Here is a 16,072-nt window from a genome sequence, read left to right as displayed (position 1 = left end):
GGGCGCGACAGGCAGGGGCATCCATGGATTTCGAAGCGCTGAAGACCACGACCCTGACCTTCGTGGAGACGCACAAGGAATGGGCACCCCTCATCATCGCCGTGCTCGCCTTCTGCGAATCCCTGGCCTTCCTGTCGATCCTGGTCCCCGCCACGGTGCTGCTGGTGGCCATCGGCGCGTTGATCGGTGCGAGCGGCATCCCGTTCTGGCCGATGGTGATCGCCGGCGGCATCGGCGCCGGGCTCGGGGATTGGGTGTCCTACGAGATCGGCCGCTACTTCCAGCACGGCGCCAAGTCGATCTGGCCGATGAGCCGCTATCCGCAGATGGTCGCCAAGGGCGAGGATTTCTGCAGGCGCTACGGCGCCTGGGGCATCGTCATCGGCCGGTTCATCGGCCCGGCCCGCGCGGTGGTGCCGCTCATCGCCGGGATGTTCGAGGTGGCGCGCCTGCCGTTTCAGCTGGCCAATTGGAGTTCGGCCTTCGTCTGGGCCTTCGTCTGGCTCGCGCCGGGCGCGGGCGTCATCAGCTTCTTCAAGTCCTGACGCCACATGCGCCGGTTCCCGCCCGAACGCATCGTCTGCCTCACCGAGGAAACCGTCGAGACCCTCTATCTGCTGGGTGAGGAGGACAGGATCGTCGGTGTGTCCGGCTACGCCGTGCGCCCGGCTCGCGTGCGCAAGGAGAAGCCGCGCGTCTCGGCCTTCACGAGCGCCGACCTGCCAAAAATCCTCGCCCTGCAGCCGGACCTCGTCCTCGCCTTTTCCGACATGCAGGCCGAGATCGTCGCCGACCTCGCCCGCGCCGGAATCTCGGTCCATCTCTTCAACCAGCGCGACGTCGCCGGCTGCCTTGCCATGATCCGTACCGTGGGCGCCCTGGTCGGGGCCAGCGAGAAGGCCGACGCGCTGGCCCAGGGTTACGCCCACCGCCTCGGCGCCGCCGCCCTCGACAATGCCGGCCCGCCCCGGCTGACCGTCTATTTCGAGGAATGGGAGGAGCCGATGATCTCCGGCATCGGCTGGGTCTCCGAACTCATCGGCTATGCCGGCGGCGACGACGTCTTTCCCGACCTCGCCCGCCAGCCGGCGGCCAAGGACAGAATCGTCACGTCGGATCAGGTGATCGCCGCGCGGCCGGACGTCATCCTCGCCTCGTGGTGCGGCAAGCGGGTGAACGTGGCGCGGATCCGCGAGCGGCCGGGCTGGGATTCGATCCCCGCCGTGGCGGCGGGGCGTATCCACGAGATCAAGTCACCTCTGATTCTGCAGCCAGGGCCGGCGGCGCTCACCGATGGGTTCGACGCGATCCGCGCCGCACTGGCGGGCGGGCAGGCTGCCGCAGGTGACAAGGGCGGGCCGACCTGATTCCCTGGCGGGACAGTCGATTCGAGACCGCACTCTTCCCAAGTGAAGCCATCCCCAAGCGAAGCCATGTCAGCAGCCCTCGCCCATCTCGTCCTTCCGCCGGACCGCCGGCAATCGGCGACCGCGCTCCAGGTCCAGCGCGGGGTCCGCCGGCTGTTCGCTGACCTCGGCCATGTGACGATTCCGGAATTCTCCCTCGCCAATGGCAGGCGGGCGGACATCATCGCCCTGTGCCCGGCGGGCAGGCTGACCATCGTGGAGATCAAGTCCAGCGTCGCCGACTTCCGCGCCGACAAGAAGTGGCCGGATTATCGGGACTATTGCGACCGCTTCTATTTCGCCGTTCCGGATTCCCTCCCCGAAGGACTGACGCCCGACGAGGCCGGGCTGATCATCGCCGACGGCTACAGCGCCGCGATCCTGCGCGACCCGGTCGACCATGTGCTGAGCGGCGCCCGCCGCAAGGCGGTGACGCTCCGCTTCGCCCATTCCGCCGCGCGGCTGCTGCACGTGCTCGCCGATCCTGGCGCGGTGCGGGAGGGGGCGCTTTAGCCTAGCAGGACGCTGCACGAGTCTTGTAAGCCGGCCGCCCCCGGGATCGGCCTACCGCCCGCTTCGCCGCGCCGAGACCAGCGCCAGGGCGGCGAGATCCTTGTCGCCGTCGCCGTGGCTGACGGCGTCGATGAGGGTGTCGCGCAGCACGCTGGCGAAAGGCATCGGTACGCCGGCCTGGCCCGATGCCGCGAGGGCGAGGCCGATATCCTTCAGCCCGAGCCGCAGACCGAAGCCCGGCGGCTCGTAGCGCCCGGCGGCGATCGAGGCGCCGTAGCCCTTGTAGACCGGCGAAGCGAAGAGCGTGTTGGTGAGAAGGTCGAGGAGATCGGCACCGGCGACGCCATGCCCTTCGGCGAAAGCGGCGGCTTCGCCCATGGCCTCGATGGCCGCAAACAGCATGAAGTTGCCCGCGAGCTTCACCGCATTGGCCCGGTACGGCTCGGTTCCGAAGGGCCAAGTCTTCGTGCCGAGGGCGTCGAGCAGCGGTTGCGCCGTCGCGATGACGGAAGGGTCTCCCGCGACGACGATGTTCAGGGCACCGTTCTGCGCCACGTCCGGCCTGCCGAAGACGGGGGCGGCGATATAGGGCACGCCGGCCCGCGCGTGGATCGCGGTGAGTTCCTGCGCGAGCCCCACCGAGATCGTGCTCATGCTGAGATGCAGGCCGGGCCGGGTGCCGGAATCGAGAAGCCCGCCCTCCACGATCACCGAACGCAGGGCCGCGTCGTCGGCGAGCATGGTGATCGCAGCATCCCCGGTGAAGGCGTCCGCCGCGCTATGCACGACCGTCACCCCGTCGAGACCGTCGGCGGCCGATGCGGTCCGGTTCCAGACCCTCACCCGATGACCGCCCCGGACGAGGCTCTGAACCATGCCCCGGCCCATCCGGCCCAACCCGATCACGCCGACATCCATCTGAGTGTTCCCTTAGTTTGTCCCGGCTCAATGGCCGTTGAGGAATTCGAGCATCGTGGCGTTGAAGCGATCGGTCGCTTCCATATGGACGAGGTGGCCGATGCCGTCGAAGACGACAGCGCGCCCATCGGGCATCCGTGCCGCCAGGGCTTTGGCATGGCCGGCATTGTCGCCCATGGCGGCGCGCAGGTTCTCGGGGGCGAAAGGCTTGCCCGGTGCGTTGCGGTCGTTCCCGCCCATGACGAACAGCGTCGGCGCGGCGATCGGCGGGATCTCGTGCACCACCGGCTGTCCCCAGATGATCTGGTAGGAATTGACGAAGGATTGGAGCCAGCGCGGATACTCGCCTGAGCCTTTGACGCGCTCGCGTATCGACACGAAGGGCTCGATCGCCGAGGAGGGAAGCGACAGCGCGTAGTTCGTCGTCAGCTGGCGCCGGTAGGCTTCCGCGGTGACACCGCCCTCGATCCGCAGAAGCGTGTCGTTGGAAACCGGCGGGACGGTGAAGCGATAATCCTCGAGACCGATCGGCGCTTCGAGGACGAGGCTGTTCACCCGGCTCGGCGCGTTTCGGGCGAGGCGGGCGGCCAGCATACCGCCCATGGAATGGGCGACCACGTCGACCCGCGGGAGATTGAGGGCATCGAGAAGCGATACGGTTTCCGCCGCCATCACGTCGAAGCTGAACGGTCCCACCGGCTTCGACGATTTGCCGAAGCCGAGTTGGTCGGGAACGACCACGCGGTAGCCCGCACCGGCCAGCGCGCCGATCACCGGCTCCCAGTAACTCGACGGGAAATTGCGGCCGTGCAGCAACAGCACTGTGCGTCCATTTGGCGTCCCGGTCGGCGTGACATCCATATAGGCGAGACGCTGGCGCTCATTGTCCCGTGTCAGGTCGAGGAACCAGACCGGATAGGGATAGGCGAACCCTTCGAGCCCGATCCCGAGAGGGTCTGTATCCTCGGCTCGCACGGCGGCGGGCAACAGCGCGAGCAGGCAGCCGAGCAGGAGTGTCGCCAGACGCATGTCATTCCTCCGAAGGGGGTAACGATGCCGCCCCCCTTGCCGAGGGGTGACATAGGGCACTTGCCGAAGCGAGCAGGGATCGTCCACGGCTTTGTGCGATGACGCACGAGGCAACTCCCCCTGGCGGCGGCAAGGCCGGGCCGGTCCCCGACAAACCGATGGACGGCCTGCCGGTGCGCGAACGCATGCTGGCGCTTCTCGCCATCGGGCTCGCCATGACCATGGCGGTGCTGGACGGGGCCATCGTCAACGTGGCCCTTCCGGCCATGGCGAAGGATCTCGGGGTCAGTCCGGCCTCGGCGATCTTCGTGGTCAACGGCTTCCAGATCGCGGTGACAGCATCGCTGCTGCCTTTGGCCTCCCTCGGCGACATCCTCGGCTATCGGAAGGTCTATCTCGGCGGCCTCGTCCTGTTCGTCGCGGCGTCCCTCGCCTGCGCTCTTTCCACATCCCTGCCCGGGCTCATCGTCGCGCGCATCGCCCAGGGGTTCGGCGCCGCCGGGATCATGAGCGTGAACATCGCCCTGGTGCGGTTCATCTACCCGCACCGCATGATCGGCCGGGGCGTCGGCAACGTCGCTCTCATCGTCGCCATGGCTTCCGCTACCGGCCCCACCGTGGCCGCCGCGATCCTGTCCGTGGCGACTTGGCCCTGGCTGTTCCTGGTCAACCTGCCCGTCGGCCTCGTGGCCCTGGCGGTGGCGGCGCGGACCCTGCCGGTGACGCCGGTGAGCGAGGCCCGGTTCGACGTCCCGAGCGCGATCCTCAACGCCCTCACCTTCGGCCTTCTCATCATCGGGCTCGATGGAATCGGCGAGGCGAACGGGCGCTGGCTCGCCCTGGCGGAGATCGCAGCCGGGCTCGCGGTCGGCACCGTGTTCGTGCGGTATCAAGCGCGGCTCACGACGCCCCTGCTACCGGTGGATCTGCTGCGCATTCCCGCCTTCGCCCTGTCGATGGTGACCTCCATCGCCTCGTTCGGGGCGCAGATGATGGCCTATGTCGCCCTGCCCTTCTATTTCCAGGATGCGCTGCACCTCTCGGCAACCGAGACCGGCTTCCTGATGACGCCCTGGCCCATCGCCATCGCCATCACGGCGCCGATATCCGGCCGCCTCGCCGACCGGTACGCGCCGGGTGTTCTCGGCGGAATCGGGCTGGCGCTCATGTCCGGTGGCATCGCGGCGCTGGCGCTGCTCCCCGCCGCTCCGTCCCTCCTTGATATCGCCTGGCGGCTGACCGTCTGCGGCGTCGGCTTCGGGCTGTTCCAATCGCCCAACAACAAGGTGATCGTCACCAGCGCACCACGCTCGCGCAGCGGCGGAGCCAGCGGCATGCAATCGACGGCGCGGCTGACCGGGCAGTCGCTGGGCGCGGCCCTCGTCGCCGTCATTTTCGGGCTCACCCACGCCAGCGGCACGGTGTTCTCCATCGGAACCGCTCTGTGGTGCGCCTGCGCCATGGCAGCGGCGGGTGCCGTCTCCAGCATCATGCGGCGCCAGCCGACGGGCTGATCCACCGAACGCAGCCACCCATCGCCTCGGGCGTTGATCAACGAGGCTGCCAACGGAGGAACATTCATGGACATGAATCTGAAGGGGCGACGTGCGCTGGTGACCGGCTCGACCGGCGGCATCGGCTACGGCATCGCCAAGGCCCTTGCCGGAATGGGTGCAACCGTCGCCGTCAACGGGCGCACACCGGACCGGGTCCGGGCGGCGATCGCGCGCTTGACCGAGGAAACCGGCACGACCTGCTTCATCGCGGCGCCCGGCGACATCGCCACGGCGAGCGGTGCGGAGGCGGTGGTGAAGGGGCTGCCGGCCGTCGATATCCTGGTGAACAACACCGGCATCTTCGAGCCGAAGCCGTTCTTCGAGATACCTGACGAGGATTGGCTTCGCTTCTACGAGACCAACGTCATGAGCGGCATCCGCCTCTCCCGCGCCTACACGCCGGGCATGGTCGCGGCGGGATGGGGGCGGGTCGTCTTCATCTCCAGCGAGTCCGGCCTGAACATTCCGGTGGAGATGGTGCATTACGGCATGACGAAGACGGCGCAACTCGCCGTGTCACGCGGCCTCGCCGAGACCGTGGCCGGAAGCGGGGTAACGGTCAACAGCGTGCTTCCCGGTCCGACCCTCTCGGAGGGTGTCGCGGACTTCATGGCGAAAATGGCGAAGGATACCGGCGAGGTCGACCTCGACAAGCTGGGACGGGACTTCGTCGCCGAGCACCGCTCCACCTCGCTGATCGGTCGCCTCGCGACCGTGGAGGAGGTCGCCAGCATGGTGGCTTATATCTGCAGCCCGGCCGCGAGCGCCACCAGCGGCGCCGCTCTGCGTGTGGATGGCGGGGTCATCCGGCACATCGCCTGAGGCCGACCCACCCGAACCGGGAGCGGCCGTATCGCCGTCTCGAAGAGCCTGCCCGGCGCTGTCGAAGCGCCGGGCCGCATCGGCGTCAGGCCGACTTGAGATGGGCCGCGAGGTGCTTGTTCATTTCGAACATGGTGCACTTGTCCTTGCCGAAAACCTTCTTCAGCTTGTCGTCGGCCAGGATCTCGCGCTTGTTCTCCGGGTTCTGGAGATTGTGCTTCTTGATGTATTCCCAGACCTTGCTGACGACCTCGCCGCGCGGAAGCGCTGCGGCGCCGACCACGGCTGCGAGTTCCTCGGAGGGCTTCAGCGGCTGCTGCAGCGCGTTCGGCTTGGCGGCGCCTTCGGCCTTCGGAGCAGCGGCCTTCTTGGCGGCGGCCGGCTTTTCGGCTGCCTTGGTGGTGGTTTTGGTTGCCATGAGTTCCTCCGGAATTTGGCTTCGAGCGCCGTCACGCCCACGGCCAGGGGCCTCGGAGCGCATAGCTGCAACAACTAAGCGGTGCTGAGAGCGTTCCAAGAGGGAATCACGTAGACCCACCGCCCATCCACAGAAGGGACGGGGATAACGGGGACCCTGCAGCCCTTTCGATCATCGATCACACACAATCTCCGTGGCATGGGCGGTCGCCAGTGCAGCCACGCTTCGCAGCAGGCCGACGAGACGTCATTGCGGCCGTGGACCGGAGTTTTTTTCCGAAAAGCTTCACGCTAACAACGGCTTGTGTGGCTGCCGGCACGGCCGAGGGGGATTCGCGCCACCGACGCGTCATCCGGCTCAAAGCAATGCGGCCGGTGCGAAGCGCGTGGGCTGACGACGGCGTCCCGAAGCATCGAGGGCCTGTTGTGACCGCCAGGCGCGAGGATGGAATTTTTTTCGACCGACCGTCATCGAGGACGCAGGCGCATCGCCCGACCCGGACAATGCAACGATCCCTTAAACTCGATGAGGAACACTCCGCGCATGATCATCGCAGTCGTTGCCCTCACCATCGTCGCTTCCGGCGCGTTCCTCGCTGGTCTTGCCGGACTCGTCGCCGCCGAGAGTCGGGGCGAAGCCGACACACGTGGCGCCGACCTGATCTGACCGTCGAGATCACGCTTTCCGCATGCAGCGTTTCCGCCGTGCGGAAGGAGCCGTTGCAGTGCCTTTCACGAAACTCCCGCATCGCCGCCCGGCCGGAAACGGAAGGCGGCGATGACCGGGAGTTTCGCGAGCGTTCCTCAGAACTTGCCGCCGAGGCCGACGCTGCCGCCCGAGCCCATCTGCGGAGCGAGACCACCGGAGCTCGACCGGCTGGTCGTATCGCCTTCGATATCCTCGCGGCGGATACGCCGCTCCGACTCCGCCTGCGAGCGGGCCTGGCCACCGGCCGATTTCGGCAGGTCGAGCCGCCGCGTCGGCGCCGTCTGCAGAGGCACGCCATCGGGGTCCACTTCGGCCGCCCGCGGGCGCTGGGCTCCGGGAACCGAGCCACGCATGGACGGCGGAGGCCCCACTTCGCTCTCGGGCATGACGCCTGAATTGCCGGACAGCGCCTGACATCCGCCCAGGGCCGCCGCGATGAGCGCCACGGCGCAGACGTTCGACGGGATACGCATCGACTTGATCCTCAAAAGTATTCCACCCTGGTTCGCGCGGGTGGTCCGGCACGCTTGCGCGCATCTCTACGATGCACAAAAGGCGAAAACCAGACGATCGCAGGGCGTTTGTCACACCTCCCCCCTCGACCTGAGGGAAAATTCGGGGTGATCGTCCACCGGTTCGTCTGGACACCCCCCATACTCCACGCCACCATGGCCGCGACGGTCCGGTTCTTGCCAACTCGACATCGCGGCGAGCCGCATCGTCGCCGATCGACCCGCCCTCATCCACAACTTCGCCTTGGTCCGCCCTCATACGCCGTCCGTCCCATGGCAGGTGGGAACTCATCGGAATGGCTCAGGTTGAGCGGGAGCCGGCGAGATGCTTCTTCGGGGAACGCACGTGTTCAGAACTGTCCGGATGGTCGCCGCCGCGTCGATCACCCTTTGGGCCGCCGCCGCAGCAGCAGCGGATGGCAACGCCACGGTCAACGGCCCGGCGAGCGAAGCAGCGCCGGCCGCCCCCGCCGCGCCTCCTGCCCCGCCGCCCGCACCGGCCCCGCAGCCTGCGGCGCCGCCGGCTGCGCCAACGGCCACCGCACCCGTACTGCCGACCGGCACCCCTGCCACGGTCCTGGACACCCAGGATTACGAGGGCGTGCTCGGCAAGGGCGTCCGCAGTTCCACCGGCGAGGATATGGGCCGGATCATCGACATCATCCTCGACAAGGACGGTCGCCCGCGCGCCGCCATCATCGATTTCGGCGGCTTCCTCGGGGTCGGCTCCCGCAAGATCGCCGTGGATTGGCGGTCCATGCGGTTCTCGCCCGATGGCAAGCCGAGCCGCCTCGTCCTTCAGTTGAGCCGCAACCAGGTGCGCGTCTCGCCGGAGTACAAGCCGGGAGATCCCATCGTGGTCCTCGGTCCGGCTAGCCCTAGCGTTCCGCCCGATGGCGAGCCGGCTCCTGCGACCGCGTCGAGCCAGGTTCCGGCGGCTCAAGCGCCAGTTGCCCAGCCCGCGGCTCCGGTCCAGGCTCCGGTGGCGCCGACGCCGAGCGTTGCACCCTCTCCCGCGCCCGACAAGCCGGGTGAGAAAACGCCGGACAAATGACGGCATCCCGCTCGCAGAATCGACGCGTCATCAAGCCCCGTGAATTGCCGCGATCGGAGTTCCGGCCGCGCGGGGCTCTTCGACGCGACGCCTATGCCGAGAAGCCCGGAGAGGGTTCCACCGACATGCAGGCTGGTTCGGTGAGGAGCAGCCGGGGGCTCGACGCCTTTGCGTTCTTTGTCGCGAACCTCCAGACCGGATTCGGTCCGTTTCTCGCCGTGTACTTCACGCAGGCGCAGTGGACGCAATCCGACATCGGTTTCGCCCTGACCGTCGGGAGCCTCGTGAGCCTGCTCGGCCAGGTGCCGGGCGGTGCCTTCGTCGACGCCGTCCGCTCGCGACGCTTCGCGGCGGGGCTCTCGGTGGTGGCGATCTCGCTCAGCGCCTTCGCTCTCGCCATGTGGCCGAGCTTCCTCATCGTCCTCCTCGCGATGGCGGCCCATTCCGCGGCGAGTTGTATTCTCACACCGGCCATCGCGGCCATCAGCATCGGCCTCGTCGGCCATAAGCGAGCCGGTGAGCGGCTCGGGCGCAATGCCAGCTTCTCGGCGCTCGGCAACGCCGTCGCTGCGGCGCTGATGGGGGCCTGCGGCTACTACCTGTCGAACGACGCGGTGTTCTACCTCACCGCTTTCCTCATGATCCCGACCCTGATCGCGCTCTCGTTCATTCGCCCTGGCGCGGTGCCGCTTCAGGCACGCCAGGGCGAGACGGTGGAATCCGGCCCCAAGGAAAGCGCGCTGAAGGCCATCGTCACCAACCGCGCCCTGCTGTGCTTTGCCGCCTGCATGACTCTGTTCTTCCTCGCCAACGCCGCCATGCTGCCGCTGGTGGGCAGCATGCTGACCTTACGGGCCAGCGAGACCGCCACGGCGCTCATCGCCGCCTGCATCGTGGTGCCCCAGGTCGTCCTGGCGATCTCCGGACCTGCCGTCGGACGGGCCGCAGAGAAGTGGGGGCGACGCCCCCTCCTTCTCATCGGCTTCGCCGCCCTGCCGATCCGCGGGCTGCTGTTCGCCTATACCGACAGCCCGGAACTCCTCGTCGCGATCCAGGTCTTCGACGGCGTCTCGGCGGCCGTGTTCGGGGTCATGGTGCCCCTCGTGGTCTCCGACGTCACGCGCGGCACCGGACGGTTCAATCTCGCCCTCGGTGCGGTCGGAACCGCCATGGGCATCGGCGCCGCCCTGTCGACGTCACTGGCCGGAATCATGGCCGATCATCTCGGTAGTCACAGCGCCTTCCTCGGCCTCGCGATCGTCGGTCTCGCCGGCTTCGCGCTGCTTGCCCTGATCATGCCGGAAACCCGTCAGGCCGAGGTGGTCTGAAGGGTGGGACGGCACCGAATTCGCTTGCCGCTCAACACCCGTTCAGGTTTCCTCTCTACAAACGGGCAAGCTTGACGGTCGCCCGCAACGCTTGGACGAGATTAGCGTTGCGACCTATAAGTTCACGGTTCCGTGCGGCCTGCTTGCGGGATCGCGCGAGCATCCGTCAGTTAAAAACGAGCACTGGGATGGTCACCCATATGGAAGACCTCTGCGTCTACGCCGACAGGCCCTTCGCGTTCGTCGCCCGCTATCTCAAGCGGCGGGCACTGCCGCATCTGGTGATCCTCTGCGCCGTCCTCGGAGCCGTCGCGTTCTCGGTGAGTACCGATTACGCACTCAAGGGCGTCGTCGATGCCCTCAGCAAGGGACCCGACGCGGGCTTGATCTGGGGGGCGCTGGCGATCCTCATCGCCTTCATCGCCGCCGACAACATGCTCTGGCGCGTGGCGAGTCTCGTCGGGTCCTTCACTTTCGTCGGTGTGACGGGTGATATCCGCCGCGATCTGTTCCGGCACATGACCGGCCACTCGCCGTCCTTCTTCGCCGACCGGCAGCCGGGCACCCTGGCCTCGCGCATCACGGCGACCTCGAACGCGATCTTCACGGTCGAGAACATGTTCGTGTTCAACGTGATGCCGCCCTGCGTCGCGGCCTTCCTGTCGATCATCTATATCGGCACCGTGAATCTCACCATGGCGGGCGTCCTGGCCGGCATCTTCGCCGCCGTCGTCGTCCTGATGTTCAAGATGGCGGCTGCGGGAAAGCCGCTCCACCACGACTTCGCCGCCAAGGCCGCCAGCGTCGACGGCGAGATGGTCGACCTCGTCGGCAACATGCCGCTCGTCCGGGCCTTCTCGGCGTTCAAGCGGGAGTACAAGCGCTTCGACGGCACGATCGGCGTCGAGATGCGCTCGCGCCGGTCGTCGCTGCTCTACCTGGAGAAACTGCGGATCGTTCACGCGATCCTGACGGTCTTCGCCGTGCTCGGTCTGCTCTATTGGGCCATCATCATGTGGGAAGCCGGCCAGGCGACGAACGGTCAGGTGGTCCTCGTCTGCACCCTCGGCATCCGCATCCTCGCCGCCACCCGCGACCTGGCCGTGGCCCTGGTGGATGCGACCCAGCATACCGCCCGCCTCTCGGAGGCCCTGCATACCCTGCTTCAGCCGCACGACCTGATCGACCATCCGGAGGCCATGCCGCTGTCGGGAACGGGCGCCGAGATCGATTTCGATCACGTGGCCTTCTCCTATCCCGATGGGCGCGCGGTGTTCACGGACTTCAACGTGAAGATCGAAGCCGGCCAGCGCATCGGCCTCGTGGGCAAGTCGGGCGGCGGCAAGTCGACCCTGTTCTCGCTGCTCCAGCGCTTCTACGAGGTTCAGGGCGGGAAGATCCTGCTCAACGGCCAGGACATCAACCGCGTGACCCAGGACTCGTTGCGCGAGGCCATCACCGTGGTGCCGCAGGACGTCTCGATGTTCCACCGGACCCTGCGCGAGAACATCCGCTACGGCCGGCCGGACGCATCGGACGAGGATGTCTGGAAGGCCGCCGCGGCGGCGCATTGCACCGATTTCATCGAGGCACTGCCAGAAGGTTTCGACACCATCGTGGGCGACCGGGGCGTGAAGCTGTCCGGCGGTCAGCGCCAGCGTATCGCCATCGCCCGCGCGATCCTGAAGGATTCGCCGATTCTCCTGCTCGACGAGGCCACGTCGGCCCTCGACGCGGATTCCGAGGAGGCGATCCGGCACGCTTTGGCCAACCTGATGAAGGGCCGCACCGTCATCGCGATCGCACATCGTCTCTCGACGCTGAAGGATTTCGACCGGATCGTGGTGCTGGAAGGCGGGCGTATCATTCAGGACGGCTCACCGGACAAGCTCACCCATCTCGACGGGTTCTATCGCGAGTTGATGAAGAAGGAATCGATGTCGATGGCGGCTTTGGCCGCCGCCTGACCGACCAGGCGAATGGAGACACCCCAGAACCCTCGATCGCGCGGATGAGAGAAGCCGCGCGATCGGGCTTTGGAACAATCACCGCACCCTCCATCATCCGGGAGGGATGGGAAATGCCGGTGGCATCATTCAACGCTATGTAAGGCGGGCCTCGCGCGCGGCCTCGCCCGTGTCTCGTTACTCGACCACGAGCTTGTAGCTTTGTCCCGCACGGATGACGGCGCCCCGCTCCAGCTCGTTGAGCACGAGGAACCGGTCGAGGGGACGATCCGGAACGACCATCCTGCGTGCCATCTCGTCGGCCGTATCGGCCGGTCCGGCGGTCACCACCTGGATGCGCAACGGGCGCAGGGATTTCACCTCGTCGGGGCCGACGCCGGACAGGCTTTCGGTCCAGCGCCGGAACGCACCGTCGGGATCCGTGCTGCCCTTGGCGGCCATGATCATGCGGAAGGTCGTCTCTCCGACCCGGACGGCAGCGAGGCGGAAGGTCCAGTCCTTGCCGCGCGACATCGCCGTCACCGCCGAGTTGCCGGCGACCATGCGGTTCTCCACCGAACTCGCCTCGATGCTGTCGCTCCACGTGGCGCGCAACACCTCCTCCAGGCTCTGGCCCACATGGCTTTCGACCTGATCGAACAGGAGGCGGCGGCTCCCCTCCCCCGTGGCACCGAGGACGGCGTTCCGCGTGTTCTCGATGGTGAACCCCTCCGGCACCTCGAAGGCGATGCCGAGGCTCGGATGAAGGAAGCGGCGGCCCTTGACGATGCCGTCGCCCGGATTGTCGCCATAGGCGATCCCGTCGATGGCGGCGAGGTAACGGGCGCGTTCATCGACGCCGAGGCCGGGCGCGCCGATGAGACGCGCGGCTCGGGTGACGAGGTTGATCCGTTCGCTCGTGCCCGGATGAGTGGCGAGCATGTCGGGCTCGCCGGCCATGCCCGTCCCGGTCTTCATGTTGGTGGTGCGGTTGAGGGAGTTGAGGAACCGCCCCGCGCCGAACGGATCGTAGCCCGCACGGGCAAGCGTCCGCACGCCGATCCCATCGGCCTCGAGCTCCTGATCGCGGGAGAAGCGGGCCAGGGCGAATTTCGACTGGTTCTGGAGTTGCGCGCCGGTGGCCGGATCGTTGAGGACGTCGGCGACCACCCGGCTCACCAGTTGGGAGCGCAGGGCGAGCTCGGTACGGGCCGTGGCATGGCGCAGGGTGACGTGGGCGATCTCATGGGCGAGGACGGCGGCGATCTCCGACGTATCGCTGGCGAGCGCCAGCAAGCCTCTCGTCACGTAGAGACGGCCATTCGGCAGCGCGAAGGCGTTGATGACCGGCGAATCGAGCAGCGTGACCGCGTAGGTCTCCTCGGGACGATCGGTGGCCTTCACCAACCGGTCGGTCACCTCGGTCAGCAGGCGCAGAGCCGCCGGCGAGCGGTATTCCCCGCCGAACGACGCCACGAGCTTGGCATGGTCGGCATCGGATGCGGTGCGCTCCCGGCCGGTGGTCCGAGGCGCCTCGACGGGCACCTTGATCGCCGCCGGCTGCAGGACCACGCCGCTCTGGTCAGAACTGCAACCGGTCAGAATGAGCGTCGAGACGAGCAGCCCGGTTCGGACCGCTCCATATCCGCGATGTCGTGTCTGCCCCCCGCTCATACCGTTCAGCGCCGAAGCGTCCGCTCCTCATCCAGAACTTCGATCATGTCTGCGCTCGCGATGTCGAGGGTGGGGCCGCGCCACGCTTCCACGATTCCCCGAACCCGGACGATGCGCCCCCGCAGGGCCGCCATATTCAGACCACGTTCGCGCAGCCGCCGCCAAGTGCGCTTCGACACGGTGACCGTCAAGCCATCCTCGCCTCGTTTGGCGAAGTCGAGATAGGTCCGCGCCGGACGCTCGCCGACATTCACGACCCGGCCCTGCGCCACGATGAAACGCCCCGTGGCCTCACGCAACGCAGCACCGTCCCGGCCCTCGCGGACACCAGCCCGCCACAGGCCGCGGGCGGCCGCCCGAGCCCCGGATTCCAGGGTCAGCAAGGCCGGCCGGCAGAGCGTATCGCGTTCCCCCGCATCGGCATAAGCGAGCCCCTCCTCGATCAAGCCACCGGCCAGGTCGATGGCTTCGTCGGAGACGGCCGCATCCACATGCATACGGCCCCAGCGGTCGATCTCCCCGCGCGGTACGAGGGTCAGCGTACGGTGCCGATGGTCGAGCATCCAGGCACGCGCGGCGCCGTCATCCTCCACCGGCCAACGGATCCCGTCGAGTACGGCGCGATCACCCGATGCCAGGATCATCTCGCCACGCTCCCCGAGCCCGGCGAGCGCCTCCTGTCGCGTCGGCCCACCCACGCATTGGGGCGCCACGGACCGCGCCGCTTCGGCACGCGCCGCCCCGGCGAGAACCAGCGCCATGCTCGCTGTCCTCAGGATGCGTTCGATCCGCCGCCCGATCATCACGCGCTGCATCCTCGCCCATCCGGATCCGAACCGGAGCAACCAGATACCATTCTGGGGCTTCGCATCGCGGCAAAACAAGGAAACGAGGGCAGGACCGGGTGGTTTGCCCCGTCATGCGGCCAGTAAGCCACACCGTAAGCCACGCAGGCGGACGCGGCCGAACTCCCTTGCGCGACAAGGGCCTTCGACGCTGCCGGGACATCCCTTGATTCCCGTCCCTGCGGATCCCAAGTGACGGCAATCGGCTGCGGGCCCCTCTGGCGGATGCGCGTCTACGCCTTCCGTGATGTCGGAGCCGATGCTTTCCTGCGTTTCGCAAAGCATCGACGGTCCCGAATGGTCGACTTTCTCTTCATCGAATGGCTCGGCAAGCCTGTCTGGATGTGGCTCGGCTTCCACGCCCTGGTCGCGGGCCTTCTCGCCTTCGATCTCGGCCTGTTGCACCGGGACAAGGACCACGAGATCGGCGTGAAGGAGAGCCTTCTCCTCACCGCGTTCTATTTCAGCCTCGGCCTTGCCTTCGGGGGCTGGATCTGGTGGTACTTCGGTGCTCAGCCCGCCCAGGAATATGTCGCCGGCCTCGTGGTCGAGAAGTCGTTGTCCATGGACAACGTCTTCGTCATCGCAGTCATTCTCACGTCCCTCGGCATTCCCCGCGCCGCCCAGCACCGGGTTCTCGTCTGGGGCATCCTCGCCGCGGTTCTCCTGCGCGGTCTGATGATCGGGCTCGGTGCCGCCCTGGTGCATCAGGCGGCCTGGGTGCTGTCGATCTTCGCCGCCTTCCTGATCTTCGCCGGTTTGAAGATGCTGTTCGGAAAGGAAGAGGAGGCCGGCGACATCCAGGACAACGCCATGGTGCGGGTGCTGCGCAAGGTGATGCGCATCACGCCCGAAATGCATGGCCAACGCTTCGTCGTCCGTAAGGCGGATCCCGAGACCGGGAAGTCGGTGCTGTGGTTCACGCCTCTCGCCCTCGGCCTGATTCTCGTGAACGGTGCCGACGTGATCTTCGCCGTCGATAGTGTCCCGGCGATCTTCGCCATCACCACGGACACCTTCGTCGTCTACACCTCGAACATCTTTGCGATTCTCGGCCTGCGCGCTCTGTATTTCGCCCTTGCCGCGATGGTCGACCGTTTCGCCTACCTGAAGACGGCCCTCGCTTTCATTCTCATCTTCATCGGCACCAAGATCGTGGTCGCAGACACGTTCGACCTCGTCCACGTACCGCCGTGGGTATCCCTGGCGGTCACGCTCGTACTGCTCGCCGGTGGCGTCGCCTACAGCCTGTGGCGCACGCGGGACGTGGCAAAGCACGAGGGTACGGACAGGGTGTCGCAACGCGCCTGATCAGATGGCCTTCGTCGTCCATCCACCTACTC

General features: G+C 67.2%; 16 protein-coding genes. 10 read left to right on the top strand and 6 right to left on the bottom strand.

All coding sequences use genetic code 11. The features are described from left to right. The first annotated feature begins 23 nt into the window (after nucleotides 1–23). The 3 genes from A3OM_RS0104290 to A3OM_RS0104280 all read left to right on the top strand — a co-directional run bounded on the left by A3OM_RS0104290 (nucleotide 24) and on the right by A3OM_RS0104280 (nucleotide 1,919). Complete coding sequence (locus A3OM_RS0104290; protein WP_018042492.1) at nucleotides 24–545, top strand: DedA family protein; 522 nt, start codon at nucleotides 24–26, stop codon at nucleotides 543–545. 6 nt (nucleotides 546–551) lie between these two features. Beyond that, nucleotides 552–1,367 (top strand): cobalamin-binding protein, encoded by an 816-nt coding sequence (locus tag A3OM_RS0104285; protein ID WP_018042491.1) that lies wholly within the window; start codon nucleotides 552–554, stop codon nucleotides 1,365–1,367. 66 nt (nucleotides 1,368–1,433) lie between these two features. Beyond that, complete coding sequence (locus A3OM_RS0104280; RefSeq protein WP_018042490.1) at nucleotides 1,434–1,919, top strand: MmcB family DNA repair protein; 486 nt, start codon at nucleotides 1,434–1,436, stop codon at nucleotides 1,917–1,919. A 51-nt stretch (nucleotides 1,920–1,970) separates the two neighbouring features. Here the strand turns inward: A3OM_RS0104280 and A3OM_RS0104275 are convergent, their stop codons facing one another. Together A3OM_RS0104275 and A3OM_RS0104270 are read right to left on the bottom strand one after the other, a co-directional pair. Beyond that, nucleotides 1,971–2,837: an NAD(P)-dependent oxidoreductase gene (locus tag A3OM_RS0104275; RefSeq protein WP_018042489.1), complete on the bottom strand. Its 867-nt coding sequence runs from the start codon at nucleotides 2,835–2,837 to the stop codon at nucleotides 1,971–1,973. A gap of 27 nt (nucleotides 2,838–2,864) precedes the next feature. Continuing rightward, a complete protein-coding gene (locus A3OM_RS0104270) occupies nucleotides 2,865–3,866 on the bottom strand; it encodes an alpha/beta fold hydrolase (protein ID WP_018042488.1) in 1,002 nt (333 codons plus the stop codon). Between the two features lie 98 nt (nucleotides 3,867–3,964). Between A3OM_RS0104270 and A3OM_RS0104265 the strand changes: the two genes are divergently transcribed. Further along, entirely contained in the window at nucleotides 3,965–5,380 is a 1,416-nt protein-coding gene (locus A3OM_RS0104265) for an MFS transporter (protein ID WP_157196430.1), read from the top strand. Nucleotides 5,381–5,446: 66 nt separating this feature from the next. After that, entirely contained in the window at nucleotides 5,447–6,244 is a 798-nt protein-coding gene (locus tag A3OM_RS0104260) for an SDR family oxidoreductase (protein ID WP_018042486.1), read from the top strand. 85 nt (nucleotides 6,245–6,329) lie between these two features. Here A3OM_RS0104260 and A3OM_RS0104255 read toward each other — a convergent pair whose 3' ends face one another. Further along, nucleotides 6,330–6,662 (bottom strand): SWIB/MDM2 domain-containing protein, encoded by a 333-nt coding sequence (locus tag A3OM_RS0104255; RefSeq protein WP_018042485.1) that lies wholly within the window; start codon nucleotides 6,660–6,662, stop codon nucleotides 6,330–6,332. Between the two features lie 543 nt (nucleotides 6,663–7,205). Here A3OM_RS0104255 and A3OM_RS26520 point away from each other — a divergent pair. Further along, entirely contained in the window at nucleotides 7,206–7,328 is a 123-nt protein-coding gene (locus tag A3OM_RS26520; protein WP_018042484.1) for a hypothetical protein, read from the top strand. A gap of 137 nt (nucleotides 7,329–7,465) precedes the next feature. On the opposite strand, the gene A3OM_RS0104245 is transcribed toward A3OM_RS26520, so the two are convergent. After that, on the bottom strand, nucleotides 7,466–7,843 hold the full coding sequence (locus tag A3OM_RS0104245) for a hypothetical protein (protein WP_018042483.1): 378 nt from the start codon (nucleotides 7,841–7,843) through the stop codon (nucleotides 7,466–7,468). 403 nt (nucleotides 7,844–8,246) lie between these two features. Here A3OM_RS0104245 and A3OM_RS0104240 point away from each other — a divergent pair, with 403 nt between their 5' ends. The 3 genes from A3OM_RS0104240 to A3OM_RS0104230 all read left to right on the top strand — a co-directional run bounded on the left by A3OM_RS0104240 (nucleotide 8,247) and on the right by A3OM_RS0104230 (nucleotide 12,231). Next, nucleotides 8,247–8,936 carry a PRC-barrel domain-containing protein gene (locus A3OM_RS0104240; protein WP_018042482.1) on the top strand — a complete coding sequence of 230 codons (690 nt, stop codon included), beginning with the start codon at nucleotides 8,247–8,249 and terminating at the stop codon, nucleotides 8,934–8,936. Continuing rightward, on the top strand, nucleotides 8,933–10,264 hold the full coding sequence (locus A3OM_RS0104235) for an MFS transporter (protein WP_018042481.1): 1,332 nt from the start codon (nucleotides 8,933–8,935) through the stop codon (nucleotides 10,262–10,264). The genes A3OM_RS0104240 and A3OM_RS0104235 overlap by 4 nt, the downstream gene beginning before the upstream one ends. Before the next feature lie 200 nt (nucleotides 10,265–10,464). After that, a complete protein-coding gene (locus tag A3OM_RS0104230; RefSeq protein ID WP_026175700.1) occupies nucleotides 10,465–12,231 on the top strand; it encodes an ABC transporter ATP-binding protein in 1,767 nt (588 codons plus the stop codon). A 177-nt stretch (nucleotides 12,232–12,408) separates the two neighbouring features. Here A3OM_RS0104230 and A3OM_RS0104225 read toward each other — a convergent pair whose 3' ends face one another. Both A3OM_RS0104225 and A3OM_RS0104220 read right to left on the bottom strand, forming a co-directional pair. Beyond that, nucleotides 12,409–13,893 (bottom strand): M48 family metalloprotease, encoded by a 1,485-nt coding sequence (locus A3OM_RS0104225; RefSeq protein WP_244476005.1) that lies wholly within the window; start codon nucleotides 13,891–13,893, stop codon nucleotides 12,409–12,411. After that, nucleotides 13,890–14,699, bottom strand: coding sequence for a hypothetical protein (locus A3OM_RS0104220; RefSeq protein ID WP_018042478.1), 810 nt, complete (start codon nucleotides 14,697–14,699; stop codon nucleotides 13,890–13,892). The genes A3OM_RS0104225 and A3OM_RS0104220 overlap by 4 nt, the downstream gene beginning before the upstream one ends. A gap of 327 nt (nucleotides 14,700–15,026) precedes the next feature. Between A3OM_RS0104220 and A3OM_RS0104215 the strand changes: the two genes are divergently transcribed. Further along, the gene (locus A3OM_RS0104215; protein ID WP_018042477.1) at nucleotides 15,027–16,040 is read left to right on the top strand and encodes a TerC family protein; all 1,014 of its coding nucleotides are present in this window, start codon (nucleotides 15,027–15,029) and stop codon (nucleotides 16,038–16,040) included. The last annotated feature ends 32 nt before the right edge of the window (nucleotides 16,041–16,072 follow it).

Origin of the sequence: Methylobacterium sp. 88A (genome assembly GCF_000376345.1) — a bacterium.
Lineage (GTDB): Bacteria > Pseudomonadota > Alphaproteobacteria > Rhizobiales > Beijerinckiaceae > Methylobacterium > Methylobacterium bullatum.
The sequence above is the reverse complement of the archived record's forward strand: the minus strand, read 5'-3'. Positions and strand labels throughout refer to the sequence as shown.

What these genes read in the sequence shown, in the direction of transcription:
- A3OM_RS0104290 (WP_018042492.1), top strand. Translation starts at nt 24, where the DNA reads ATGGATTTCGAAGCGCTGAAGACCACGACCCTGACCTTCGTGGAGACG.
- A3OM_RS0104285 (WP_018042491.1), top strand. Translation starts at nt 552, where the DNA reads ATGCGCCGGTTCCCGCCCGAACGCATCGTCTGCCTCACCGAGGAAACC.
- A3OM_RS0104280 (WP_018042490.1), top strand. Translation starts at nt 1,434, where the DNA reads ATGTCAGCAGCCCTCGCCCATCTCGTCCTTCCGCCGGACCGCCGGCAA.
- A3OM_RS0104275 (WP_018042489.1), bottom strand. Translation starts at nt 2,837, where the DNA reads ATGGATGTCGGCGTGATCGGGTTGGGCCGGATGGGCCGGGGCATGGTT.
- A3OM_RS0104270 (WP_018042488.1), bottom strand. Translation starts at nt 3,866, where the DNA reads ATGCGTCTGGCGACACTCCTGCTCGGCTGCCTGCTCGCGCTGTTGCCC.
- A3OM_RS0104265 (WP_157196430.1), top strand. Translation starts at nt 3,965, where the DNA reads ATGACGCACGAGGCAACTCCCCCTGGCGGCGGCAAGGCCGGGCCGGTC.
- A3OM_RS0104260 (WP_018042486.1), top strand. Translation starts at nt 5,447, where the DNA reads ATGGACATGAATCTGAAGGGGCGACGTGCGCTGGTGACCGGCTCGACC.
- A3OM_RS0104255 (WP_018042485.1), bottom strand. Translation starts at nt 6,662, where the DNA reads ATGGCAACCAAAACCACCACCAAGGCAGCCGAAAAGCCGGCCGCCGCC.
- A3OM_RS26520 (WP_018042484.1), top strand. Translation starts at nt 7,206, where the DNA reads ATGATCATCGCAGTCGTTGCCCTCACCATCGTCGCTTCCGGCGCGTTC.
- A3OM_RS0104245 (WP_018042483.1), bottom strand. Translation starts at nt 7,843, where the DNA reads ATGCGTATCCCGTCGAACGTCTGCGCCGTGGCGCTCATCGCGGCGGCC.
- A3OM_RS0104240 (WP_018042482.1), top strand. Translation starts at nt 8,247, where the DNA reads ATGGTCGCCGCCGCGTCGATCACCCTTTGGGCCGCCGCCGCAGCAGCA.
- A3OM_RS0104235 (WP_018042481.1), top strand. Translation starts at nt 8,933, where the DNA reads ATGACGGCATCCCGCTCGCAGAATCGACGCGTCATCAAGCCCCGTGAA.
- A3OM_RS0104230 (WP_026175700.1), top strand. Translation starts at nt 10,465, where the DNA reads ATGGAAGACCTCTGCGTCTACGCCGACAGGCCCTTCGCGTTCGTCGCC.
- A3OM_RS0104220 (WP_018042478.1), bottom strand. Translation starts at nt 14,699, where the DNA reads ATGCAGCGCGTGATGATCGGGCGGCGGATCGAACGCATCCTGAGGACA.
- A3OM_RS0104215 (WP_018042477.1), top strand. Translation starts at nt 15,027, where the DNA reads ATGGTCGACTTTCTCTTCATCGAATGGCTCGGCAAGCCTGTCTGGATG.